Origin of the sequence: Ursidibacter arcticus (assembly GCF_009761375.1) — a bacterium.
GTDB lineage: Bacteria > Pseudomonadota > Gammaproteobacteria > Enterobacterales > Pasteurellaceae > Ursidibacter > Ursidibacter arcticus.
Map to the genome: position 1 here is coordinate 44,768 of NZ_LEKM01000208.1, position 23,601 is coordinate 68,368.

At 38.6% G+C, this 23,601-nt stretch carries 22 protein-coding genes; 2 read left to right on the forward strand and 20 right to left on the reverse strand.

The features are described from left to right. Positions 1-51: 51 nt before the first annotated feature. From rplI to rpsF, 4 genes are read right to left on the reverse strand one after another with little or no spacing between them, the layout of a single operon-like run. Positions 52-501 carry a 50S ribosomal protein L9 gene (gene rplI, locus A1D25_RS09890; protein ID WP_157395510.1) on the reverse strand — a complete coding sequence of 150 codons (450 nt, stop codon included), beginning with the start codon at positions 499-501 and terminating at the stop codon, positions 52-54. Positions 502-519: 18 nt separating this feature from the next. Then, positions 520-747, reverse strand: coding sequence for a 30S ribosomal protein S18 (gene rpsR / locus A1D25_RS09895; RefSeq protein ID WP_005598105.1), 228 nt, complete (start codon positions 745-747; stop codon positions 520-522). A gap of 10 nt (positions 748-757) precedes the next feature. Next, entirely contained in the window at positions 758-1,084 is a 327-nt protein-coding gene (priB, locus tag A1D25_RS09900) for a primosomal replication protein N (protein WP_157395511.1), read from the reverse strand. After that, positions 1,071-1,448 (reverse strand): 30S ribosomal protein S6, encoded by a 378-nt coding sequence (gene rpsF, locus A1D25_RS09905; RefSeq protein ID WP_157395512.1) that lies wholly within the window; start codon positions 1,446-1,448, stop codon positions 1,071-1,073. The genes priB and rpsF overlap by 14 nt, the downstream gene beginning before the upstream one ends. 458 nt (positions 1,449-1,906) lie before the next feature. Between rpsF and A1D25_RS09910 the strand changes: the two genes are divergently transcribed. After that, positions 1,907-3,229 carry an MFS transporter gene (locus tag A1D25_RS09910; protein ID WP_157395513.1) on the forward strand — a complete coding sequence of 441 codons (1,323 nt, stop codon included), beginning with the start codon at positions 1,907-1,909 and terminating at the stop codon, positions 3,227-3,229. Between the two features lie 79 nt (positions 3,230-3,308). On the opposite strand, the gene A1D25_RS09915 is transcribed toward A1D25_RS09910, so the two are convergent. The 14 genes from A1D25_RS09915 to A1D25_RS09980 form a co-directional block, all read right to left on the reverse strand. Further along, complete coding sequence (locus A1D25_RS09915) at positions 3,309-4,967, reverse strand: fructose-specific PTS transporter subunit EIIC (protein ID WP_157395514.1); 1,659 nt, start codon at positions 4,965-4,967, stop codon at positions 3,309-3,311. 46 nt (positions 4,968-5,013) lie between these two features. Beyond that, positions 5,014-5,961 (reverse strand): 1-phosphofructokinase, encoded by a 948-nt coding sequence (fruK, locus tag A1D25_RS09920; protein WP_157395515.1) that lies wholly within the window; start codon positions 5,959-5,961, stop codon positions 5,014-5,016. Between the two features lie 9 nt (positions 5,962-5,970). Further along, complete coding sequence (fruB, locus tag A1D25_RS09925; RefSeq protein ID WP_157395516.1) at positions 5,971-7,497, reverse strand: fused PTS fructose transporter subunit IIA/HPr protein; 1,527 nt, start codon at positions 7,495-7,497, stop codon at positions 5,971-5,973. 168 nt (positions 7,498-7,665) lie between these two features. Continuing rightward, the gene (locus A1D25_RS09930; RefSeq protein WP_157395517.1) at positions 7,666-8,853 is read right to left on the reverse strand and encodes an ROK family protein; all 1,188 of its coding nucleotides are present in this window, start codon (positions 8,851-8,853) and stop codon (positions 7,666-7,668) included. Between the two features lie 110 nt (positions 8,854-8,963). Then, positions 8,964-9,275: a PTS lactose/cellobiose transporter subunit IIA gene (locus A1D25_RS09935; protein WP_157395518.1), complete on the reverse strand. Its 312-nt coding sequence runs from the start codon at positions 9,273-9,275 to the stop codon at positions 8,964-8,966. An 18-nt stretch (positions 9,276-9,293) separates the two neighbouring features. Further along, a complete protein-coding gene (locus A1D25_RS09940) occupies positions 9,294-9,605 on the reverse strand; it encodes a PTS sugar transporter subunit IIB (RefSeq protein ID WP_157395519.1) in 312 nt (103 codons plus the stop codon). A 10-nt stretch (positions 9,606-9,615) separates the two neighbouring features. After that, complete coding sequence (locus A1D25_RS09945) at positions 9,616-10,515, reverse strand: DUF7916 family protein (protein ID WP_157395520.1); 900 nt, start codon at positions 10,513-10,515, stop codon at positions 9,616-9,618. Between the two features lie 6 nt (positions 10,516-10,521). Further along, positions 10,522-11,838, reverse strand: a complete 1,317-nt coding sequence (locus tag A1D25_RS09950) for a PTS sugar transporter subunit IIC (RefSeq protein ID WP_157395521.1) — start codon at positions 11,836-11,838, stop codon at positions 10,522-10,524. 299 nt (positions 11,839-12,137) lie between these two features. Next, complete coding sequence (gene ndk, locus A1D25_RS09955; RefSeq protein WP_157395522.1) at positions 12,138-12,557, reverse strand: nucleoside-diphosphate kinase; 420 nt, start codon at positions 12,555-12,557, stop codon at positions 12,138-12,140. A 49-nt stretch (positions 12,558-12,606) separates the two neighbouring features. Beyond that, positions 12,607-14,658: a methionine--tRNA ligase gene (gene metG, locus A1D25_RS09960; protein WP_157395523.1), complete on the reverse strand. Its 2,052-nt coding sequence runs from the start codon at positions 14,656-14,658 to the stop codon at positions 12,607-12,609. A 306-nt stretch (positions 14,659-14,964) separates the two neighbouring features. Continuing rightward, positions 14,965-15,729, reverse strand: a complete 765-nt coding sequence (locus A1D25_RS09965; RefSeq protein ID WP_157395524.1) for a class I SAM-dependent methyltransferase — start codon at positions 15,727-15,729, stop codon at positions 14,965-14,967. A 25-nt stretch (positions 15,730-15,754) separates the two neighbouring features. Next, complete coding sequence (gene uvrD, locus A1D25_RS09970) at positions 15,755-17,938, reverse strand: DNA helicase II (RefSeq protein ID WP_157395525.1); 2,184 nt, start codon at positions 17,936-17,938, stop codon at positions 15,755-15,757. Positions 17,939-18,092: 154 nt separating this feature from the next. Further along, entirely contained in the window at positions 18,093-19,736 is a 1,644-nt protein-coding gene (gene groL, locus A1D25_RS09975) for a chaperonin GroEL (RefSeq protein WP_157395526.1), read from the reverse strand. A gap of 23 nt (positions 19,737-19,759) precedes the next feature. Beyond that, positions 19,760-20,047 carry a co-chaperone GroES gene (locus tag A1D25_RS09980; RefSeq protein ID WP_157395527.1) on the reverse strand — a complete coding sequence of 96 codons (288 nt, stop codon included), beginning with the start codon at positions 20,045-20,047 and terminating at the stop codon, positions 19,760-19,762. Positions 20,048-20,250: 203 nt separating this feature from the next. On the opposite strand from A1D25_RS09980, the gene A1D25_RS09985 reads away from it, so the two are divergent. Further along, positions 20,251-20,796, forward strand: a complete 546-nt coding sequence (locus A1D25_RS09985; protein ID WP_157395528.1) for a GNAT family N-acetyltransferase — start codon at positions 20,251-20,253, stop codon at positions 20,794-20,796. A 67-nt stretch (positions 20,797-20,863) separates the two neighbouring features. Here A1D25_RS09985 and A1D25_RS09990 read toward each other — a convergent pair whose 3' ends face one another. Both A1D25_RS09990 and A1D25_RS09995 read right to left on the reverse strand, forming a co-directional pair. Beyond that, positions 20,864-22,801 (reverse strand): LTA synthase family protein, encoded by a 1,938-nt coding sequence (locus tag A1D25_RS09990; protein WP_157395529.1) that lies wholly within the window; start codon positions 22,799-22,801, stop codon positions 20,864-20,866. A gap of 9 nt (positions 22,802-22,810) precedes the next feature. Beyond that, positions 22,811-23,599: an MOSC domain-containing protein gene (locus tag A1D25_RS09995; RefSeq protein WP_157395530.1), complete on the reverse strand. Its 789-nt coding sequence runs from the start codon at positions 23,597-23,599 to the stop codon at positions 22,811-22,813. Positions 23,600-23,601: the final 2 nt, after the last annotated feature.

Here is a 23,601-nt window from a genome sequence, read left to right on the forward strand (position 1 = left end):
AATAAGAATTAGCCCTTAACAACAAATCTATTTAATAAAATAGATGATAAATTATTCTGAAACTACGTTGATAGTTACAGTTGCATTTACTTCTGCGTGTAAGTGTAACTTCACTTCGTGTTCACCAGTAGTACGTAACGCACCTTCTGGAAGACGAACTTCGCTTTTTGTTACTGCAACGCCTGCTGCTGTGATTGCGTCAGCAATATCACGAGCACCAACAGAACCGAATAAACGACCGTCATCACCTGCTTTTGATGTGATTACGATAGCTGCTAAGTTAGCTAATGATGCTGCACGAGCTTGTGCTGCTGCTAATGCCTCAGCTGCTTTAGCTTCTAATTCTGCACGACGAGCTTCAAAATGAGCAATGTTTGCTGCTGTTGCCATAACTGCTTTACCTTGTGGGATTAAGTAGTTACGAGCGAAACCAGCTTTAACGGTAACTTGGTCACCAACAGTACCAAGTTGAGCAACTTTGTCTAATAAAATAACTTGCATTGTACTCTTCCTCTCTAATTACTGATGGTTGTCAGTGTATGGAAGTAACGCAAGGTAGCGTGCACGTTTGATTGCACGAGCTAATTGACGTTGATACTTCGCACGAGTACCTGTGATACGGCTTGGAACAATTTTGCCGCTTTCTGAAATGTAGTTCTTTAATGTAGCGATATCTTTGTAATCGATTTCAACAACATTTTCCGCTGTGAAACGGCAGAACTTACGACGACGGAAATAACGTGCCATTTGGCTTCTCCTAATCTATAAATTCAATTTGTTCGGTGTGTAATACTAATTGGTGTAAACCATTGTAGTTTCTGTGAGTATGAAGAAAACCTTTTACTCTTACTTTAGCACCGACCATTATTTGTTGGGTTATTGTACTAAATTGATTGCCATTCAAAACCACTTCGATTTTGCACCACGCTTGGCGTTGTAAATTTGCTTCTTGTTGTACTGAACGATGTTCTAACCAAAAGCGATAATTACCAATACCAATCGGACTTTGGCTCTGTTTAACTGAACTAGTAACATTACCAGTTAAGATTAAACAGTTATCAATAGACGAATTACTCGTCTGCATCCTCTGCTTCAACTTCAGCTACTGCTTCAGGAGCTTTACGCTCATCTTTAGCTTTAAGCATTGGTGATGCTTCAGTTACTGCAGCTTTAGTATGAACGACTAAGTTACGAAGAACTGCATCGTTATAACGGAAGTTAGTTTCTAACTCATCGATTACGCTTTGTGGCGCTTCTACATTCATTAACACATAGTGTGCTTTATGAAGTTTGTTGATTGGGTAAGCTAATTGACGACGACCCCAATCTTCTAAACGGTGAACTTGACCGCCTGCTTCTGTTACAGAAGCGGTATAACGTTCAATCATACCAGGTACTTGTTCGCTTTGGTCCGGGTGAACCATAAAAACGATTTCGTAGTGACGCATTGACTATCCTTACGGGTTTAACAGCCTTCAAGGTTGCCAGCCACCAGCGTTGAAGGCAAGGATTAAAAATTAAGCGTGGCTGAGCGTGCGAATTATACGCACAAAAAAGGATTTTGCAAGACTGACTTACTATAAAGCGGTTAGATTTTTGAAAAATTTTACCATTTACCGACCGCTTATTACTCTCATAGCCATATAGATTTTCATATACTTGTTTACCGCTATAACACTTCTCATATTTCAACCACCAATCTAAATAAAAATTTTTCTCACGTTTTTTTAACATAAACAGATAGAGCAAATGTAAATTTATATCAATTCAGAATTATCATCTAATAACTAAGGTGAATATAGTGTTTTGTAAAACATAAAGCCTGTATATATGAATTTATGCAGTTGTTTTCTTTATTTAAAAATAATAATATCCGCACTTCATTTTTACTATATGAGAATTACAAATGACTTCTACACATACTTTAAGGAACGATCCTAAGAAAGTTGCTATCGCCTCAATGATTGGCACAGCAATTGAATTTTTTGACTATTACATTTACGCAGCTGCTGCGGTGTTAGTTTTTAACACTCAATTTTTCAAAAGTGGCGACCCTGTTTCTGATGAACTTTTCTCTCTTTCAACCCTTGCTCTAGCATTCTTTGCTCGCCCAATAGGTTCAGCTTTATTCGGACACTTTGGCGATAAAATCGGACGTAAAAGAACATTAGTTGCCTCATTACTCCTAATGGGCTTATCAACTGTTACTATCGGTCTTTTACCAAACTATGAAAGTATAGGTATTTGGGCGACTGTTTTACTATGCTTATGTCGTGTCGGACAAGGTATTGGTTTAGGTGGCGAATGGGGTGGTGCTGCACTAGTTGCGACTGAAAATGCACCAGATGGTAAACGTGCTTGGTATGGCACCTTCCCACAATTAGGTGCACCAATTGGATTATTCTTAGCAAATGGTGCGTTCTTCCTAGTAAGTTATACCTTTGGTAAAGAAGCATTAGTTGAATGGGCTTGGCGTATTCCATTTATTTCATCTATTGTATTAGTTGCAGTAGGTCTATGGGTTCGCTTAACACTTCACGAGAGCCACGTTTTCCGCGAAGCTGAAGAGAAAGGTAAAACACAAAAAGCACCTGTAAGTGCAGTATTTAAGCATCATATGAAACCACTTATTCTAGGTACATTCATTATGACTGCAACCTATGTACTGTTCTATATTATGACCGCTTTCGCACAAGTATATTCAAGAACACCAGCAAAACTATCTGAAGCAGGTCACCCAATGGGGTTAGGAATTGAGCCAAACACTTTCACAGGTTTATTACTATTAAGTGCAATTGTATTTGGGGCATTTGTGAGTATTTCGGGTATCTTTGCAGATAAAATTGGTCGCCGTAAATGGTTAATTTATGTAACTGCTGGAATTGGTATTTTCGGCTTATGTATGCCATATTTCTTATCAAATGGTACACCAGTAAGCGTATTTATCTTCCTTGTGATTGGTATGAGTTTTATGGGTATGACATTCGGTCCAATGGCTGCTTTATTGCCAGAATTATTCCCAACAGAAGTACGTTATTCTGGTGCATCACTTGCTTATAACTTTGCTTCTATTGTAGGTGCAACCATTGCTGCAACTTTTGCAATCAAGATCAATGCTGCATACGGCATCTTAGGCGTTGGTATTTACTTAGCAGTCAATGCACTCATCACTCTCTTAGCATTATTTGCATCAAAAGAGACCAAAAATATTGATTTAACTGAGATGTAATCTAGTATTTATCCGTTAAAAATGGCTCATATCTTAACTTAATAGATATGAGCCATTTTTATTTTATTATTTAGAATGATTATTCCGCTTTTGGTTTAATAATTGCATAAGTTACACCTGTTACAACTGAACCGATTGCAATAGCCGCTAAATACATTAGTGGTTGAGATACAAATGGGATGACAAATAAGCCTCCGTGTGGAGCTTGTAATGTAATGCCTAAACCTAATGAAATTGCACCCGCGGTTGCACCACCTAGAATAGAGGTTGCAATAACACGCATTGGATCAGCCGCTACGAATGGTAACGCACCTTCCGAGATGAAACATAAACCTAATACGAATGAGGCCTTACCAGCATCACGCTGATTGGTGGTAAATTTATTGCGAGCAATCCACGTTGCAATTGCCATTCCAATTGGTGGCACCATACCTGCTGCCATTACTGCTGCCATTGGTGTATATTGTTGAGAGGCAATTAAACCAACGCCGAAAGTATAAGCTGCTTTGTTTACTGGACCGCCCATATCAACACACATCATCGCCCCTAAAATCGCACCTAAAATGATCGCATTAGTCTGACCGATTGAATTGAGCCAGTTAGAAAGTGCTTCCATAATACTTGCAACAGGAGGGTTGATAAGATATACCATCGCTAAACCCACAATTGCAGAGCCTAATAGCGGTAGGATCAGAATAGGTTTTAGCGAAGCAAGGCTAGCTGGTAATTTGATGTTATCGTTTAAGAATTTCACCACATAACCTGCAAGGAAACCTGCAATAATCCCCCCTAAAATCCCTGCACCTGCGTTGGTTGCAAGCATACCGCCAATTAAACCAGCCGCTAAACCAGGGCGATCTGCAATTGAATAAGCAACATAGCCAGCAAATACCGCAATCATTAAGTGGAATGCTGCTCCGCCACCGATATCCATTAACGCTTTTGGTAAGCCACCTGCAATATTGCCATCTTTAAATGCTTCAATCCCGAACATAAATGAGATTGCGATCAATAAACCACCTGCTACAACAAGCGGTAACATATGAGAAACCCCTGTCATTAAGTGCTTATACACGCCTTTTTTCTCGTTGGTTGAGCTTTCATTACCTGCTTGAGCTGAACTATTACCACCTGTATAAACTTTTGCTTCTTTAAAGGCTTTCTCAAACTCTTGAGCCGTTTTCTTTAAGGCTAAACCTGTCGATGTACGATACATCGGTTTCCCTTCAAATTTGCTGAGATCAACATCAATATCCGCAGCAACGAAGACTAAATCAGCCGCAGCCACTTCTTCCGCTGAAATAGGGTTGCCTGCACCAACTTGTCCACGAGTTTCAACTTTCACATTCCAACCTTGAGCTTTTGCATAATTTTCAACCGCTTCAGCTGACATAAATGTATGAGCCACGCCCGTTGGACAAGCAGTCACTGCCACAATATTTTTGACCGCTGATGTTGAAATTGCGGCTTGAGTTGCATTTGCAAAAGTTTGAGCAGAGCTTACCGCTTGTGTCAGCACATTTTCAGGTTGGGTAAAGGCTTGTTCTAAGCTGACGATAGCACCTTGTTTACCTACAACATTAGCAGGAATTTGTTCATCAAATAACACAACAAATTCAGCCTGATCTACTGCAACAACATTGTGTCCTTGTTGTTTCGCTGCGGCAGTTAGCACTTCATTTACAAGGAAAGCACGAGCTTTGCCAAGTTGTGCTGGGAATACAAATGAAATATTCATTATTTAGTTCCTTATGGTTAATCTTAAAATAGTTAAATAGGGTGATTTACGATAATTCGGTTAATACCACATTACTCAAAATCTGTTCCAATGCGGTTCTATCACTAATGCCCACATTGCTTTGTGAAACAGCTAATGCAGATGTCGCACTGGCAAAACGCAAGATTTGAGCTTTATCCCAACCTTGTGCAAAACCGTAGATTAAACCTGCGACCATTGAGTCGCCTGCACCAACAGTGCTGACAACATTTTCACAACGTGGTGGTTGAGCTTGTAAAACACCTTCTTGGTTGATCCAAATCGAGCCCTTTTCCCCCATTGAGATGATTACATTTTCAATGCCTTCGCCACGAAGTTGTTGGGCGGCGGTAATAATCTCATCTAAGTTATTCAATGGACGACCAGCCCACACCTCAAGCTCTCTACGGTTAGGTTTAACTAACCAAGGCTGTGCTTTTAAACCATAGGTCAGTGCTGCATTACTGCTATCTAGCACCACTTTTAAACCTTGATCGTGTAGTGATTGTAACCACTCGGCAAATTGTTCAGGGCTAACGCCACGAGGTAGAGAGCCACATACCGCCACTAAATCAAATTGTTCATTCCAACGTTGTGATAAAGCCGTAAATTTACGCCAATCATTTGTGCAAATCTCAAAGCCGAGAAAGTTTAAATCCGTAACATCGGCTTCCGTTTCGGTAATTTTGACATTGATACGCGTTTTACCTTGAATACGATAGAACTCGTCATTCATTCCATTTTGTTGAAATGCGTGGACAAAATCCCCTTGATTTTCTTCACCAAGAAAGCCTGTTACGGTTAAACGAGTACCTAAATCGGCTAATACTTTAGCCACGTTGATCCCTTTACCTGCTGGGTACAGCCCTAGTGTTTCAACCGTATTCACTTCACCTATCTCAATACGAGCAAGGCGACCGACAAGGTCAAAGGCTGGGTTAAGCGTAACCGTCGCAATGCGTAATTGTTGGCTCATTATTTGCTCCTATTCCCCTAAACCAGCTTCGATAGCTGCACCAATACCCTCTAAGGCTTTTTGTGCTTCTTCGCCTGTTGCGACAAAACGTAAGCGATGTCCTTTTTGCACACCTAATGCCACGATCTTCATTAAACTTTTTGCACTGACCAGCTGAGTATCACGATCTAGGTTTTGTACTTGCATAGTCGCATTGTATTTTTTCACTTCATTCACTAATGTTGCACTTGGGCGAGCGTGTAAACCGTGTTCATTTTTAATGGTAAAAGTCGCCTCCAATTCGCCTGAATTTGCTGGTGTACTTTCAACAGTAGGATTTTCAGAATTTTTTACTAAACTTACCGCTTGTGCATTAGCACTTTCAATTACATCGGCAACAGCTGGTTCAAAACTCACATTCTCACCTAGCCCTTCCGCAAATGCTTTACCTAAGGCTTCTAAGGCTTGCTGTGCATCACTGCCTTCTGCAACAAAGCGTAAGCGATGAGTTTTAGTTGCACCTAATGCAACAACACGCATTGTACTTTTGGCATTAACTGGGGCTGCTGGGCGATCAAGGTTTTCAACCGTTACTTTTGCTTCAAATGGCTTTAACGTTTGGACTAATACGGCACAAGGGCGGGCGTGTAAACCGTGTTCATTGCGTACGGTGAAGGTTGCCACAATTTGTCCTGCACAAGCGGTTTGATCTTGGCTGGAATTTGCAACAGTTGCATATTCATTAGCTGAGTGAGCTTGGCTTTCGATGCCGAACAGATTAAGAATTTGCTCAACGGGTGCAATGGTTAATTTTTGGCGAACAGCAATTTGTGTCAATTTTGCAAGTTGTGGATTTAGACTTTCATCAATAGCCGAAACGGTAATTAACGTTTTACCTGCTTGGTTACGGGCTACTGCAATCCCATTGAGTTGATTTCCTTTTGCACTATCAGCCAAGAAAACGTTATTACCTAAATTAAGCGGTGTTGTAGCCAACACATCGCTAATAAAAGATTGATTAACGTAACCTTTTTCTTGAAGTTTAGCGGCATTGATAGCGGATAACGTAATCAGGCTGTCAGAGTCGATATTTAAGGATAGAAGTTCTGCTGAAAGAACAGGTTCACTACGTTTACCACTTAATAATGCAATAAATTCAGCTAAATCTTCTGTTTTTGCCAGTTTTTCAGCAGTTTCTTCATCACCTAATACGGTTGTAAGTTGGCGTAAAAGTGATAAATGCTCATCTGATTTAGCAGCGATACCAATAACGACATAAGCGGTATTGCCTTCACCCCATTCTACGCCATTTGGAAATTGTAATACTTGTACGCCTGTTTGTTGTACAAGATGGCGAGTATCAAGTGTACCGTGTGGAATAGCGATACCATTACCTAAGAATGTCGATGTTTGCGTTTCTCTCGCTAACATTCCCGTTTCATAGCCTTCGGCAACATTACCATTATTCACTAAGCCTTGAGCAACAAGTCGAATCGCTTCTTCTTTATTGCTAACAGCATTATTTAAACGGATATTTTGTGCTGATAGATTTAGCATTTAAACTCCTTGGATTTAATTTAGATAATAAAATAATTATTCTGATTGTAACCCATTTTTTGCTAAATCGATCTAGCTGAAAATAAAAATCAAATAAAAAAATCCTATTTTGTGATCTTGTTCACAAAATAGGATTTCATTTGGAGTTTGTTATATATTTCTATGAAGTTAGCCTTCAATTTTCTGATGAATAAAATGCTTATAAACCGCTAACATCGCTCCACCTAATGCTCCCCGCTCCGATTTATAGGCTTTGACTGTCATTTTTATATTACGTTTTAATTTTAGTAGTGATGGATATTGATCAATTTTAGCTGTCAATTTCTCTGCTAGGCTACTATCTGCAAATAATTCCCCGTGTAAATAAATTGCATCAACATCTAATAGCATTAAACAGTTGTTAAGTTGTAATGCTAAATATTCAATGGCTTGCTCAAGTAGATGGCGAACAAAATCATCACCCATATGATAAGCCGTAATTAAATGTGAGATCTCAATTTCTTCGGCATTATTAACCAAATCTTTTAAACGTGTTTCTTTACTGTAAGTGTATGCATAACGAGCTTTTCTAAGTAACCATTCCGCACCAGCATAAGTTTGTAAGCAACCGTCTTTACCACATTCACAAGTTGAACCGCTATGATTGACAACAACGTGGCCAATTTCACCGACAAATAAATTTGTATCACCATAAATTTTCGAATTATAAACATAAGCCGCAAAAATTCCCCGTCTTAAATTAAGAAATAGGAAATTTGAGAGTTTATCGTTCTCTTGGCTATATAATTCGCTAAGTGCCATACATTTCACATTATTTTTTACATAAACAGGAAAATCAAATGCAGAAATCACTTTGGTAAGGTCAAAATTAGACCACAGAATATTATTTGTCAGAATGGTATGGCTATCCTTAGAATAATGCCCTGGAACAGCAATGCCAATTGCCTTAATCGTATAATCTGAATATTGTTGAATAAATTGTTGGATAAAGCTTACTAATTCTTGTTCATTTAAAGGTTTATCAGCCCCTATTTTTTGAGTTTCTAAACAGACTCCACGATTATCCGTTAAACAGAGTATTAAGCGATCTTCTGTCAGCTCAACGCCAATATAATGGCAATAATTAGCCACTATATCTAATAAAATTTTACGACGACCTGCTTTCTGAGAATCTAATTCTTCCCCTATTTCCAGCAATAAACCTTCTTTAATTAAATACCCCGTTAATTCGGTCATTGTTGCAGGCGTTATCTGTAATATTTTGGCTAAATCTGCTCGAGATAATGGGCCTTTTAAATAAAGTTGTTCGATAATTTCATTGCGTTGTTCGTGTTGCTTTTTAGATAAACTCGTCATATTTATTCACCAGCATATTTACTAAAATAGTAAATGAAAAAGGATCTAGCTTTCGCCAGATCCCATATTTCTGATGTACCTAGCGAAAGTTCGCAAGGCTTTATTATAGTTTAAAATTTACGATGTAGCTCTACGATTTCTTTAGCTAAATCAACAAATGTGATGGATGTCATTAAATGATCTTGGCTATGAACAATCAATAAAGAAACCGCAAAACCTTCACCTTGAGCTTCTTGTCTCAATAATGCAGTTTGAGATTTATGCGCTGTAAGCAATGATTCTTGTGCAAGTTTTAATTTGCTTTCTGCTTCATCAAACTGACCGCTTTTTGCTGCTCGAATCGCTTCAACTGCTAAAGACTTCGCTTCACCGCTACTTAAAATCAAGCCCATAATGGCGGATTCAAGATTTTCTTCTTCCATTATTTTCTCCTCATTGATTTAGTTGAGTAAACTGAGTGCTGATTCTAAAACTTTCGCTCCGTTCATCATTCCATAATCTTGCATATTGATTACCGCAACAGGAATAGAGTGTGGAGCCAGCTTTTCACGCATTGCTGCTTCTTCATAGCGAACTTGTGGCCCAAGTAATACAACATCAATACGATTTTCTTCAAGCTCTTTATCCACTTCAGAAACAGAAACCGCATAGATTTTTGCTTCAAGCCCCTGTTTTTCTGCTGCTTCTTTCATTTTTGTAACAAGTAGGCTAGTTGACATACCCGCAGCACAAGCAAGTAGAATAGTTTTCATTGTGTTCTCCTTAACGATTGATTGAACGCCCAATCATAGCTAACGTATGACGCTGACCACGAATGGCTTTACTCATTGTGAAAATATTTTCAACAGGGGCTAAACCGCCATAACCTGCATCACCAATGTGTTGAATATCAACACCGCACATCTTATTTTGGATAGCCATATAACGAATAGTTTCAGGCTCTGCACTTTCTTGGCTTGTGCCAATAGCCGTCATCACTAATGCACCGTGGCGATGAGCAACTTTCACCATCTCGCTTAGTTCGGCAGCTTGGAATCCCGGCACACTTCCGATTGATGGAGCAAGAATAACATCTGCTCCAGCTTCAATCAGTGCCTTAACGACTTCCAAATCAGCGACTGGCTCATCAACACCTGCTGCGTGCATTTTACCTGCAAAAATTAAGCCTGAGAAATGACGTTTAGCTGTTTTAACCGTTTCGATAATAGCGTTATTTGTTACGCCAGTTCCTGGGTTACCTGTAAAACAAACAAAATCAAAACCTAAACGCTCTATTTCTTGAATTGTTTCAACACGAGCTTGACGCCCAGATGAAATCTCAAGTTTCTCGTCCATCATTGCAGCACTTTGATCAACAGGTTCTAAATTAACACCGATTGGGCGACCAACTAACTGATGTAAACGGTCAATAATATTGGTTTCAACTTTATCGATACCTGCAATCACAGGTTCAAACACATCTAAGCCATTTAACAAAATAAGATCTGCCCCAAAGGCTCTTGCCATTTCAGAATTAGTGCATTCCGCAATATAAGGCTCTCGCGGTGCAACGTTTTCTGACAAAATAATTCGACCTTCCGATGCTTTAATACTTTGCTTTAATTCTTGTGCGGACATTGCAAGAATTTCAGAAGCCTCCGCACTTAAAAAACGCTTAACCATTTTAATTTACTCCCCTGCTTCTTGTTTTTTGAAATGTTTCTCAACCGCTATGAAGAATGGTAAGTAAAGAGCAATATCAATAATGATGAGTACAATTTGTAAGACAGCGCCCATCACACTTCCAGTTGTTAAGAAACCAGATAGAATTGGTGGCATTGTCCAAGATGCTTCTGCTCGAGTAAGTGGAACTAAACCTGATGACATTGCAGCCCAAGCAACCAATACGTTTACCATTGGTGCTAAAATAAATGGAACTAATAAAGTAACATTCATTACAACGGGTAAACCAAACATCGCAGGTTCATTGATATTAAATAATCCAGGAACAACTGTTAAAGGTGCAATAGCTTTAGTTTGTTTACTACCATTTTTCTTACGAGCATACCAAGCAATTGCTAATACTAAACCGATTGTCGCACCGCCACCGCCGATATAGACGAAGTTATCCATAAATGGTGTCGTAAAAATTTCTTGTAATGGTTCACCTGCTTTATAAGCGGCAACATTTGATGCAAGATTATCAATCCAAGTTGGTTTCATAATCGCATTCACTGTATTTCCACCGTGAATACCCACAAACCAGAAGATTGAGTTTAAACCCGCAATTAACATCACCCCAATCACACTACTACCAATCAACCCTAACGGGCCACCTAATACAGTTTGAGCAAGTTCGTGTAAGTTTGGTAAGTTATTTGCATCAAGAATACCATACACAATTAACCACATTGTAATGATAACTGCCCCAGGGATAATAGCAGAGAAACTACGAGATACTGCTGGTGGTACTGCATCAGGCAATTTAATCTGAATATCACGTTTGATAAACCAGTTATACATTGCAGCAGAAATTAAACCGATAATAATCGCAACAAATACCCCTTTCGCTGATAGATAAGATGCATTCACCCCAGCAGGTACAGCAAAGCCATCCGGTAATGCGACATTCGGGTTAGCTAAAGCAACAACGGCACGATTCACATAAGGTGTGACGGTAATAAAAGATGAAAGAGCGATTAAGCCTGATGCCACACCATCTACTTTTTCTTGGCGAGAATAGCTATAAGCGATCCCAAATACAGAAACAAGACCAAGTAAGCTAAAACTACCATCAACGCCTTTCCATAAATAGCCCGCAACCCCAATTTTACCTAGCCACTCTTCCCAACCAGGAATTGGGAATGAAGCAATAATCATAAAGAGTGAACCAATAATCAATAACGGCATTGATAGGGTGATCCCATCACGAATTGCCACTAAGCTCTTATTAGCACTCATTTTTGCTGCTATGGGCATTAGTTTTTTCTCAATGAACGCATTCATAAAACAACCTCCTTTCAGGTTACTTACAATTGGTTAGATAAACAAAGATATTTTATTTTCAATTAGCAATTTAATTATTTTTTATCATTAAATCACTTATTTTTTGCCATTATATAAACAAAAAATCCTTTATCAAGATAATTTAATTATTTTTTATAATAAATTATATGCGTATCATCTAAATGTTGTTATAGAAAAATAAAATACCCCACTGTCTATGCTAAACAGTAGGGTATGAGATAAAAGTGTACAAAACTAGATTAGTAACCACTCATTTATTATGAGTGGCTGAAATATGCTTATTTAACTATCTCATTTGGAGTAAAGAAGTAAGCAATTTCTCGTTTTGCGGAGTTTTCTGAGTCAGAACCGTGGACTGAGTTTTCTCGATAGCTTAGTGCAAAGCGATCTCGAATTGTGCCTTTTTCACGTTTTTCAGGATCAGTTGCTCCCATCAGAGTGCGATAGTGAGCAATCGCATTTTCCCCTTCTAAGACTGCAACAACAATCGGAGCAGAAGTCATAAATGCAACAAGTGGTGCAAAAAAATCCTTGCCTTGATGTTCTGCATAAAATCCTTCCGCCTGCTCTTGAGTTAAATGTAACATTTTTAAGGCTTTAACAGATAAGCCACTTTGTTCAATCTGCGTCAGAATTTCACCGATAATGTTTCGTTTAGTTGCATCAGGCTTAATGATTGAAAGTGTTTGTTGAATCATAGTTTTCCTTATTCTCTCTAACTATTTGAAGTAATACGGTATTGCGTCATTACTTCACTTGCATTCCAGCCGTTACGCCACTGTCAGCTGAAAGTAAGAAGAGATTTGAACCACCTGTCCCTGCTGATAAAATCATTCCTTCAGACATACCAAAAGACATTTTGCGTGGAGCAAGGTTGGCAATCATAATCACAAATCGACCTTCTAGCTCTTCAGGCTTATTATAAGCTGCTTTAATACCTGAGAATACTTGGCGAGTATGGTCACCAAGATCTAATTCAAAGCGTAATAACTTATCCGATTTTGGAACTGCCTCACATTTCAACACTTTAGCTACTCGCAAATCCAGTTTTGCAAAATCATCAATGGTAATTTCAGGGGCAATAGGTTCTACTGCCGTATCACAAGCGGTCACTTCTTTTCCTTTTTTTGCATCTTGCTGGGTAGTTTGAGCAAAGAGCTGTTTTGTTTCTTCAATTACTGCATCAATCTGTTTTTTCTCTAAACGAGAGAATAATGATTTAAATGGTGCAATAGTGTGGTTGAATAATGGAGTATCAATGTTGTCCCAACGTAATTGAGTTTGTAAGAACCCTTCAGCACGCTCTGCTAACTGTGGTAACACAGGTTTTAAGTAGCTCATCAATACTCGGAATAATTCTAAGCCCATTGAGCAAACGGCTTGTAATTCCGCCTCTTTGCCTTCTTCTTTGGCGATAACCCAAGGTGCTTTTTCATCAATATATTTATTTGCTTTATCGGTTAATGCCATAATTTCACGAATCGCTTTATTAAATTCTCTGCTCTCATAATATGTAGCAATTTGTTCTGATTGTGCAATAAATTCAGCAAAAAGAGCAGGATCTTGCAATTCGCCAGCCAGTTTTCCATCAAAACGTTTTGTGATAAAACCTGCATTACGAGAAGCCAGATTCACTAATTTATTGACAATATCGCTATTTACACGTTGTACGAAATCATCAAGGTTAAAATCAAGATCTTCAATTCGATCATTTAATTTCGCTGCGTAGTAATAACGTAAACATTCAGGATCGATATGTTTTAAATAAGTGCTTGCTTGAATAAAAGTACCACGAGATTTCGACATTTTCTGCCCATCTACCGTTACATAACCGTGTGCAAAAACGTTGGTTGGTTTGCGGTGATCGCTACCTTCTAACATAGCTGGCCAGAATAGGCTGTGGAAATAAACAATATCTTTACCGATAAAGTGATAAAGCTCTGCATCGGAGTCTTTTTTCCAGAAATCATCATAATTGATGTCTGTACGGTCACATAAATTCTTAAATGAAGCCATATAACCGATAGGTGCATCTAGCCATACATAGAAAAATTTATTTTCTGCATCAGGGATTTGGAAACCAAAGTAAGGTGCATCACGACTAATATCCCACTGCTGTAAACCACTTTCAAACCATTCTTGCATTTTATTAGCAATTTCAGGTTGAAGTGAGCCTGAGCGAGTCCATTCTTTTAACATTCCTTCAAAACTTGGTAAATCAAAGAAAAAATGTTCCGATTCTTTAACCACTGGCGTTGCCCCCGATACCGCAGAACGTGGGTTAATTAAATCCATTGGGCTATAAGTAGAGGCACAAACTTCACAGTTATCGCCATATTGATCTTCTGCTTTACATTTCGGGCAAGTCCCTTTAACAAAGCGATCAGGCAAGAACATATTCTTTTCAGGATCGAATAATTGTGAAATTACCTTACTTTTAATAAAGCCATTTGCTTTTAATTTTTTATAGATTGCCGAAGTCAGCTCTTTGTTTTCTTCGCTGTGCGTAGAGTGATAGTTATCAAAGCTGATATTAAACCCCGAGAAGTCTGCGATATGATCTGCTTTCGCTTTTTCGATAAGCTCTTCTGGCGTAATGCCTAATTTATCTGCATTAAGCATAATTGGGGTGCCGTGAGCATCATCTGCACAGACAAAATGAACTTTATGCCCACGCATACGTTGGAAACGTACCCAAATATCCGCTTGAATATGCTCAAGCATATGTCCTAAATGAATTGCTCCATTCGCATAAGGTAGGGCACAAGTAACTAAAATCTTTCTTTGTGGATTTGACATTGATAATCTCTCTAACATATAGCAAAAAAAATGATTGAATTGTAACGGAAAAGGCTTTAATTGTGTAGGGAAAGGATAATAAGTGGTAGGACAACTGCATATGTTGCCCGTTTTTCAACCTATGAATCAAGCAACAACTCAATCTCTAAATTCATCAGACCAACTAGCAGCTGTAAGTTTTACTTTCATACTCTGCATTAATTTTTCGATCTAGCTCGCAAAATAAAAATCTTCCGCTACATCATATCGTAATCAAAGTTCAAAATATCTTCTCCAAATTGCTTGATGTAGCCTTCAAGTGATAAATTATCTTATATCGACTCTTTTCACTGATTTTATAAACAGTAATGGCGGACGATGACGTAAATCTTTAAACTCATTATGCCATTCTGTCTGCTCTGCTAACATAGGCTCTTCTACTCTTATAATCTCAAATCCTACATCAATTAAGCTATTTAAAATAGTCGCAGTGGTTCTATGATAAGTTCTGAAAGGTTGCTGAAACCAATTTCTATTTCGTAGTCCTTCTTCTCGGTAAAAACTAAGACGATAGGCTATTTGTTGTTTATTTTGGTCTTTAACCCAGCGTTCTCCTTCACGAAAGCAGGTCGTTATTGGGTGTTCTTGGGAAAAAACTAACATACCATTGGGAGCTAGTTTTGAATGAATACGTTGTAATAAACCTTTCAGATCTTCAACATAGTGAAAAGCAAAAGAACTCGTCACCAAATCAAAATTAGTTTCTTCAATTTGATCTAACTGCTCCATTGGTAAACAATAACAATGATAAGCGGTTTGATCATAACCATTTTTTGCAAAACCTTGCTCTGCTTGTGCTAGCATTGATTGAGAAAGATCTAAGCCCACCACTTTTTTCGCACCTTGTTGCAAATAATGGAGAAGATGCTCTCCCACGCCACAACCTAAATCAAGCACTTGCTTGTGATTAAGATCGGGCAAAAGCGAGAACATTGTCGGCTTTTCAACTATCTCATTTAGGCTAATCGGGTTCTCACGCAACTTTAAATAATTAGCAAAAAAAATCGGATTATCATAAACACTCTGTTTCATTTTTCTCTTGCTCACTTTTCTAATGCTACGCCTTTTCTAAATTTGCCATTTTGGCAATCAACCATTTAATCCCTTGTTGTACAAAAGCAACCTGTAAGCGAGTTTGATCGCCACTGCCTTCGACATTGATGATTGTACCTTGTCCAAATTTCTCGTGACGGACTTTTTGCCCCATCTTCCAAGGGCTATCCTCAAGTACAGAAGCGGTTGGTTTTGGGGAATTTTTTGCAAAAAAGTGAGCAGGTCGATTGATATTACCACGCAAACGGACTTCTCGAATGTGCTCTTCAGGTAATTCGGCAATAAATCGGGAAGGTAAATGACGCTCTTCTTTACCATATAAACGACGGCTTTCCGCATAGCTAATTGTGAGTTTCTTTTTCGCTCGAGTAATACCGACATAAGCTAAACGCCGTTCTTCTTGTAAACGCCCTTCGTCAAAACTCATTCCGCTTGGAAAAATGCCTTCTTCTACACCAACAATAAATACTCTTGGAAATTCAAGCCCTTTTGCTGAGTGTAAAGTCATCAGCTCCACATAATCTTGATGTGGTGATGCTTGTGTCTCACCTGATTCTAATGATGCGTGAGTTAAAAAAGCGGTTAGATCGCTCATTTCTTCTGCTTCATCAGGTTTATTAAATTGGCGTGCAGCAGTTACTAATTCTTCCAAGTTTTCAATACGAACTTCGCCTTTTTCCCCTTTCTCTTGTTTATACATTTCGTATAAGCCAGACTTACGGATAACAAAATCAGTTTGCTCAAAAAGTGACATTTGTTCTGTTTCTTGCTCAAGTGCATTGATTAAATCCACAAAACGTAATAAAGCCGATGCAGCTCGCCCTGAAAGTTGCTCTGCTTGAACAGCAACTTGAATAGCTTGCCATAAAGTAATTTGGCGTGTACGAGTGAGCTGTCGCAAAATATCTAACGTACGATCGCCGATACTACGCGGTGGCGTATTTACCACACGTTCAAAAGCAGCATCATCTTGGCGGTTAGCAATTAAACGTAAATATGCTAAAGCATCTTTGATTTCTTGGCGTTCAAAGAATCGCATTCCGCCATAAATACGATAAGGAATACTTGCTTGAATAAGAGCTTCTTCAATAACACGCGATTGGCTGTTGCTACGATAAAGCACCGCACATTGATTTAGCTCGCCTTCATCTTCTTTCCATTGTTTAATTTGTGATGCTACAAAACGGGCTTCATCAAGCTCATTGAAGGCACAATAAATATCAACGGGCTCACCATCTCCACTATCCGTCCACAAATTCTTACCTAAGCGGTTTTCATTATTGGCAATCAACCCATTAGCAGCACTTAAAATATTCCCCGTAGAGCGATAATTCTGCTCTAAACGAATTGTTTGTGCATTGGTATAATCATCTAAAAAGCGTTGGATATTCTCAACTTGAGCACCACGCCAGCCATAAATTGATTGGTCATCATCACCAACAATCATTACATTGCTACTATTGCCTGCAAGTAAATGAATTAAGTCATACTGAATGTTGTTGGTATCTTGAAACTCATCAATGAGAATTTGTCGAAATCGTTGCTGATAACGCTGTAAAATCAATTTATTTTGTTTAAATAGCTCATAGGTTCTAATGAGTAGCTCTGCAAAATCGAGTAAACCTGCACGATCACAAGCATCTTGGTAGATCTGATAAATTTGTACTAATTTTTGGGTATTAACATCATCACTACGTTCAATGTCTTTTGCTCGTAATCCTAGATCTTTCTTAGCATTGATAAACCACGCCACTTGTTTTGGTGGAAAATGTTTTTCATCAATATTATGTAATTTCAATAAGCGTTTAATTAGGCGTTGTTGATCTTCACTATCCATAATTTGAAAATCTTGCGGAAGATTTGCATCAAGGTAGTGCATTCTCAGTAAACGATTAGCGATACTATGGAAAGTCCCGACCCACATTCCAAATAGTCGATGATCACTAGATTGAGATAACGTATGTTCAATGCGATGACGCATTTCTGCTGCGGCTTTATTGGTAAATGTAACCGCTAAAATGCTCGCTTCGGGAATATTTTCCACCCCAATTAACCAAGCTATGCGGTGTGTTAATACCCGAGTTTTACCACTGCCAGCCCCAGCTAATACAAGATAGTTACCTAATGGAGCCGCTACTGCTTCTCGCTGTTTATCATTTAATCCGTCTAATAATAAAGAAAAATCCATCAAAACGCCTCTTTTATGTGATTTTATACAGTATTTTTTGTTATTATAGCTTACAAGCGGTGGGATTGGGAAAATTTTTTGCAAGAAAAAAAGACTTAATTCCCCAATACGAGAAATTAAGCCTTAGTCTATTATTTATGTGTATGGCAATGAATTACATCATTCCGCCCATTCCACCCATACCGCCCATTCCAGCACCTAAGTCCGCTTTTTCATCTTTAGGTAAATCAGTGATCATACATTCTGTGGTGATCATTAACCCTGCGATAGAGGCTGCAAATTGTAATGCTGAACGAGTTACTTTAGTTGGGTCTAAGATACCCATTTCTAACATATCGCCATATTGTTCTGTCGCCGCATTATAGCCATAGTTGCCACTACCATCTTTTACATTACGAGCAACAACTGATGCTTCTTCACCTGCATTGGTTACGATTTGGCGAAGTGGAGCTTCCATCGCACGCAATGCCAGTTTAATACCCACGTTTTGTTCTTCATTATCGCCTTTTAAGGTTGTTGCTACTTTGCTTGCAGCACGAACTAATGCTACGCCACCACCAGCAACGATACCTTCTTCAACCGCTGCACGAGTTGCGTGAAGTGCATCATCAACACGATCTTTCTTCTCTTTCATTTCAACTTCAGTCGCTGCACCAACTTTAATCACTGCAACACCGCCAGCTAATTTCGCTACACGTTCTTGTAGTTTTTCTTTGTCATAATCTGATGTTGAATCTTCGATTTGCTGACGAATTTGAGCAACACGACCTTTAATTTGTGCTTCATCACCAATACCGTCAATAATAGTGGTATTGTCTTTTGAAATTACAACACGTTTCGCTTGACCGAGTTCTTCAAGCGTTGCTTTCTCTAATTCCATACCGATTTCTTCTGAAATCACTGTACCTGCTGTTAAAATCGCAATATCTTGTAACATTGCTTTACGGCGATCACCAAAGCCCGGTGCTTTAACTGCTGCGACTTTCACAATACCACGCATTGTATTCACAACTAAAGTTGCTAATGCTTCGCCTTCAATATCTTCTGCAATAATTAACAATGGTTTCGCTGCTTTTGCTACCGCTTCTAATACAGGAAGGATTTCACGAATGTTGCTGATTTTTTTATCAACTAACAAAATATATGGATTTTCTAACTCAACTGTACCTGCTTCAGGTTTATTGATGAAGTATGGTGATAAGTAACCACGATCAAACTGCATACCTTCCACCACATCTAAAGCATCTTCTAAACCTGTACCGTCTTCAACAGTAATTACGCCTTCTTTGCCTACTTTTTCCATTGCTTGAGCGATCAATTTACCCACAGTGCTGTCTGAGTTTGCAGAAATTGTCCCTACTTGCTCAATCTCTTTCGATGTTTCACAAGGTTTAGAAAGTGTTTTTAATTCTTCAACCACAGCGGTAACGGCTTTATCAATACCACGTTTTAAATCCATCGGATTCATTCCTGCCGCAACTGCTTTTAAGCCTTCATTTACGATAGCTTGTGCTAATACCGTTGCAGTCGTTGTACCATCACCTGCCGCATCATTCGCTTTTGACGCAACTTCTTTTACCATTTGTGCACCCATATTTTCGAATTTATCTTCTAATTCGATCTCACGAGCAACCGAAACACCATCTTTAGTGATCGTTGGTGCACCAAATGCTTTATCTAATACTACGTTACGACCTTTAGGGCCTAAAGTTACTTTCACTGCGTCTGCTAATACATTCACACCGTTTAACATTTTAACGCGTGCATCATTGCCAAATTTTACGTCTTTTGCTGCCATTTTTTATTTTCCTATTATTTCAATTATTCTACGATTGCTAAAATATTATCTTCAGAAAGAATTAATACTTCTTCGCCGTCAATTTTTTCTGCTTTTACGCCATACTCATTAAAGATAACTACATCGCCCACTTTCACATTTAACGGGAGCACTGTGCCATTATCTAAAGTACGACCGTTACCGACCGCTAATACTTTACCACGAGTTGATTTTGTTGCAGCGGAACCTGTCAATACGATACCGCCTGCTGATTTAGTTTCCTCTTCTTCACGTTTTAAAATAACTTTATCGTGTAATGGACGAATTTTCATTGAAATAGCTCCTTATAGCCTTGTAGATTAAAATATTTGCCCTGATTTTAGGGTAACGGGGAGCTATTTGGTGGTAAGAATTTACTTTTCAAGGGGAAACGACAAAAAATTGCAAAATTTTTGTAAAAACAGACCGCTTGTTGCTTGATATGTAAAATTTTTGAGCGTAAATTCCAATTCTTATTGATTTAAAGAGGAATAAAATGATGTACAAGCTACCGCAACAGATTGTAATAAATAATGAAATTCTACTTGAGAAAATCAACGATGGGCATAGTGAAGCCATTTTTACACAGATTGATCGCCATCGTGATTATTTATCTCAATTTGTCCATTGGACAAGATTTACGCATAAGTTGGAAGACTCACAGAATTTTGTGAAATTGTGTGAAAAGGAAGCCGAAAGTGGTGAATCTTTTGTTTGGGCGATTTGTTGGCAAGGAAAAGCGGTAGGAACAATTAGTTTTAATAAGCCGATTGATTGGGAAAACAGAACAGCCCACATCGGTTACTGGCTTTCGCCTGAAATGCAAGGGCAAGGCATTGTTACACAAGCGGTTAATGCAATTATCAATGCGACTCAAGATCAATTTACCCATTATATTTTACGCTGTGCAACTCACAATTCCCGCAGTAATGCAGTGGCTCAACGTTGTGGTTTTGTCTTTGTAGAAGTGCAAGAAAATGCTGAAAAAATTGGCGATAATCTTTATTCACTCAATGTGTATCGCCGATCAAGTTTGATATAAAAGATAAATATTAAACTCAACCGGCTTTTAAATACAGCAAGAACTATAAGATGATACGCTTAATAACTTAATTTGCTGTTTTAGGTAACTTATACAGCTGTTTGTTATACAAATAGCTACCTAACAATGCGTGAGCTAAGGCTTCTTTTTTCATTGTTTCTGGCTGTTCTTTTACAGTAAGTTGATTATTCTGCGGATTATATTCATAACCTTTAGCCGCCGTATTTGGCTGAAGAATAATCACATCATTCCCTTTCATCATTGCTTGGGTTTGATCATATTGCATAAAGGCACGATTTGGATCAACCTGTTGAGTAAGATCATAACCGATCATTGGGTAATCACCACTTATCCCAGCCAATGAAAGTAATGTAGTCGGCATATCAATTTGGCTGACTAAACGTGGATCACGTTTTGCTTCAATCCCTTCCCCTAAAATTAACGCTGGAATATGGAAGTTTTTAACGGGTACTAATTCCGCTCCACCAACTCGAGAATCGTGATCAGCAATCACTAAGAAAATGGTATCTTTCCAATAGTTTGATTGTTTCGCTAATTTGAAGAAATAGCCTAGGGCGTAATCTGCATATTTTGCTGCATTATTACGGGTCTGTTTTTCTTTATCAAACAGTTCAATTTTTCCATCTGGAAATTCAAATGGGTCGTGATTACTTGAGGTAAAGACTAAGCTAAAGAATGGTTGATCACCTTTGGCTAATTCTGTAAAGGTTTCATTCGCTTTATCAAACAAGTCTTCATCACTCATTCCCCAAGTGGCGACAAATTTTGGATTTTTGTAATCCTTCTCATCAATAATTTTTTGGAAACCATTTCCGTAGAAATAGCTTGCCATATTATCAAAGTGTTTCTCACCACCGTAAATAAACGACGTGTGATAGCCTTGACGCCCTAGTAAATCGGCAATAGTAAAGAAACCATTCTGGCTTTTTGTTAGTTTTACCGTTGCACGAGCGGGAGTGGGTGTAAAACCTGCGGTAACCGCTTCAATTCCACGCACTGAACGAGTTCCTGTGGCATATAAATTCTCAAATAACCAACCTTCTTGAGCCAATTTATCAAATTCAGGCGTAAGCGGTTTGCCTCCTAAAGTCCCTACAAATTGAGCCCCTAAACTTTCTTCTAATAGAATCACGATATTTTTAGGTTTACCTTGATAGGTCGCTTTATTGCGAGTTAAAGTGGGGTACTCTGCAGAAATATAATCGCTTTCGGCACGTCCACGACTTGCTTTGACAATGCTTAGCATCTCATCAACAGGCATTTTTCCATACTGTTCCGATGACTTGTCTTCATCTTTTAATTGTTGTGCAGCATATAAGACAGAGTAACCTGAGTTAAGTACGAGTGAATTAACTAACGGATCGCCTGAAAATGCCACCATTGCTGGATTGATACCACGATGATTTAAAGTGGAGCGAGCCCCAACAAAAGAAACCGCAATAATCACTAAGGCAATGACTGGTCGCCATTTCCAGCTTGGTAGCTGTAAATTTTTAACCGCCCAGCCAGATAATTTCCAATAAATCACACTCGCAATTACGGTAACAATTAAGCTAGATAATACCGCTACAAGATGTCCATTCGCTAACATCGAGAAAACTTCTTTCGGGTAAAGCAAATATTCAATAAATAAACGGTTTGGACGGAAATCGTAAGTTTCAATAAATGCAGGTGTTGCGACTTCCATAAACAGAATAAAGACACTTCCGACAGTGAGCCAAATGCGTAAAATTTTCTGCCAAATAGTGCCTAATATATTGTTATTCAAAAAGAGTACGCTAAAAAGTGCAGGTACGCCAAAAAGATAACAAATGGAAACAATATCAATGCGTAACCCTTGTAAGAATAAACGTACCCAACCATCAACGGCAGTAATACGTTCTGCTTGCCAAAGAGACAGTCCGATACGAGATAAAGTGAAAATGATTAAATTAAGACCAATAAAGAAGAATATTGGGAATAAAATGGAACGTTTTTTTTGCATATAAAGACCTTAGTCTAATAAAGTAATGGTATCACCAACACGAATAACGCCACTATTTTCGGGTACTAGATGAATACCAAATAATGGTTTGCCTTTTTCATTCGTATGGTGCTGTTTAAGTGTTCTAAAGGGTTCAGCTTTGGGATCAAACTCTAAGGTATCTAAATTACGAGTAATCAAAACACAGCGAGTACAACATTGAGCAAAACGCAATATCACATCGCCGATTTGAATGCGTTGCCACTGCTCTTCTTCAAAAGCTAAATCGCCATCTATGACAATATTGCCACGAAACTGTTCCATTGTAACAGGAACTGGCGACCATTCTTGCACTTGTTTTAAAGATTGTTGTGAAACTAACAAAATTGGATTGCTATCCGCAAAGCTCATTGGATTAGGTTCAAAATTCGCCACTTGGCGTTGGCTTTTCTCTCCAAGCCAACGAAGTTGAACTTCTCGCCCAAACAAACCACTCAACCACTGATTAACGGAATGATGAGCAATCCAAGACGAAAAGTGAGTTCCCCAAACTTCGCTATCAGCACTTTTTACAAAATCACGATAATACACGATACATTGTTCCCCATTATCTGCACGAATTACGACGCCAGTTGAAAATGGAAAAGCAGCTAACTGATAGAGCACTTTCTCTTTACGAGCTGTAATAAATGTACCATCAGATTCGGTAATCATAAATTCTCGGTCAAAATTCAAACCTTGCGGATGAACAAAAGCTTGTTCTACAACATAAGCCTTTGACGATTTGATTGGATATATATTTAATTGCGTGACTTTCACAT

Coding starts and splice junctions, on each gene's coding strand:
- A1D25_RS09930 (WP_157395517.1), bottom strand. CDS start 8,853: ATGACGAGTTTATCTAAAAAGCAACACGAACAACGCAATGAAATTATC.
- metG (WP_157395523.1), bottom strand. CDS start 14,658: ATGTCAAATCCACAAAGAAAGATTTTAGTTACTTGTGCCCTACCTTAT.
- A1D25_RS09980 (WP_157395527.1), bottom strand. CDS start 20,047: ATGAAAATTCGTCCATTACACGATAAAGTTATTTTAAAACGTGAAGAA.
- A1D25_RS09915 (WP_157395514.1), bottom strand. CDS start 4,967: ATGAATATTTCATTTGTATTCCCAGCACAACTTGGCAAAGCTCGTGCT.
- A1D25_RS09990 (WP_157395529.1), bottom strand. CDS start 22,801: ATGCAAAAAAAACGTTCCATTTTATTCCCAATATTCTTCTTTATTGGT.
- A1D25_RS09985 (WP_157395528.1), top strand. CDS start 20,251: ATGATGTACAAGCTACCGCAACAGATTGTAATAAATAATGAAATTCTA.
- A1D25_RS09950 (WP_157395521.1), bottom strand. CDS start 11,838: ATGAATGCGTTCATTGAGAAAAAACTAATGCCCATAGCAGCAAAAATG.
- A1D25_RS09965 (WP_157395524.1), bottom strand. CDS start 15,729: ATGAAACAGAGTGTTTATGATAATCCGATTTTTTTTGCTAATTATTTA.
- priB (WP_157395511.1), bottom strand. CDS start 1,084: ATGCAGACGAGTAATTCGTCTATTGATAACTGTTTAATCTTAACTGGT.
- rpsR (WP_005598105.1), bottom strand. CDS start 747: ATGGCACGTTATTTCCGTCGTCGTAAGTTCTGCCGTTTCACAGCGGAA.
- fruB (WP_157395516.1), bottom strand. CDS start 7,497: ATGCTAAATCTATCAGCACAAAATATCCGTTTAAATAATGCTGTTAGC.
- rpsF (WP_157395512.1), bottom strand. CDS start 1,448: ATGCGTCACTACGAAATCGTTTTTATGGTTCACCCGGACCAAAGCGAA.
- uvrD (WP_157395525.1), bottom strand. CDS start 17,938: ATGGATTTTTCTTTATTATTAGACGGATTAAATGATAAACAGCGAGAA.
- A1D25_RS09945 (WP_157395520.1), bottom strand. CDS start 10,515: ATGGTTAAGCGTTTTTTAAGTGCGGAGGCTTCTGAAATTCTTGCAATG.
- rplI (WP_157395510.1), bottom strand. CDS start 501: ATGCAAGTTATTTTATTAGACAAAGTTGCTCAACTTGGTACTGTTGGT.
- A1D25_RS09935 (WP_157395518.1), bottom strand. CDS start 9,275: ATGGAAGAAGAAAATCTTGAATCCGCCATTATGGGCTTGATTTTAAGT.
- fruK (WP_157395515.1), bottom strand. CDS start 5,961: ATGAGCCAACAATTACGCATTGCGACGGTTACGCTTAACCCAGCCTTT.
- ndk (WP_157395522.1), bottom strand. CDS start 12,557: ATGATTCAACAAACACTTTCAATCATTAAGCCTGATGCAACTAAACGA.
- A1D25_RS09910 (WP_157395513.1), top strand. CDS start 1,907: ATGACTTCTACACATACTTTAAGGAACGATCCTAAGAAAGTTGCTATC.
- A1D25_RS09940 (WP_157395519.1), bottom strand. CDS start 9,605: ATGAAAACTATTCTACTTGCTTGTGCTGCGGGTATGTCAACTAGCCTA.
- groL (WP_157395526.1), bottom strand. CDS start 19,736: ATGGCAGCAAAAGACGTAAAATTTGGCAATGATGCACGCGTTAAAATG.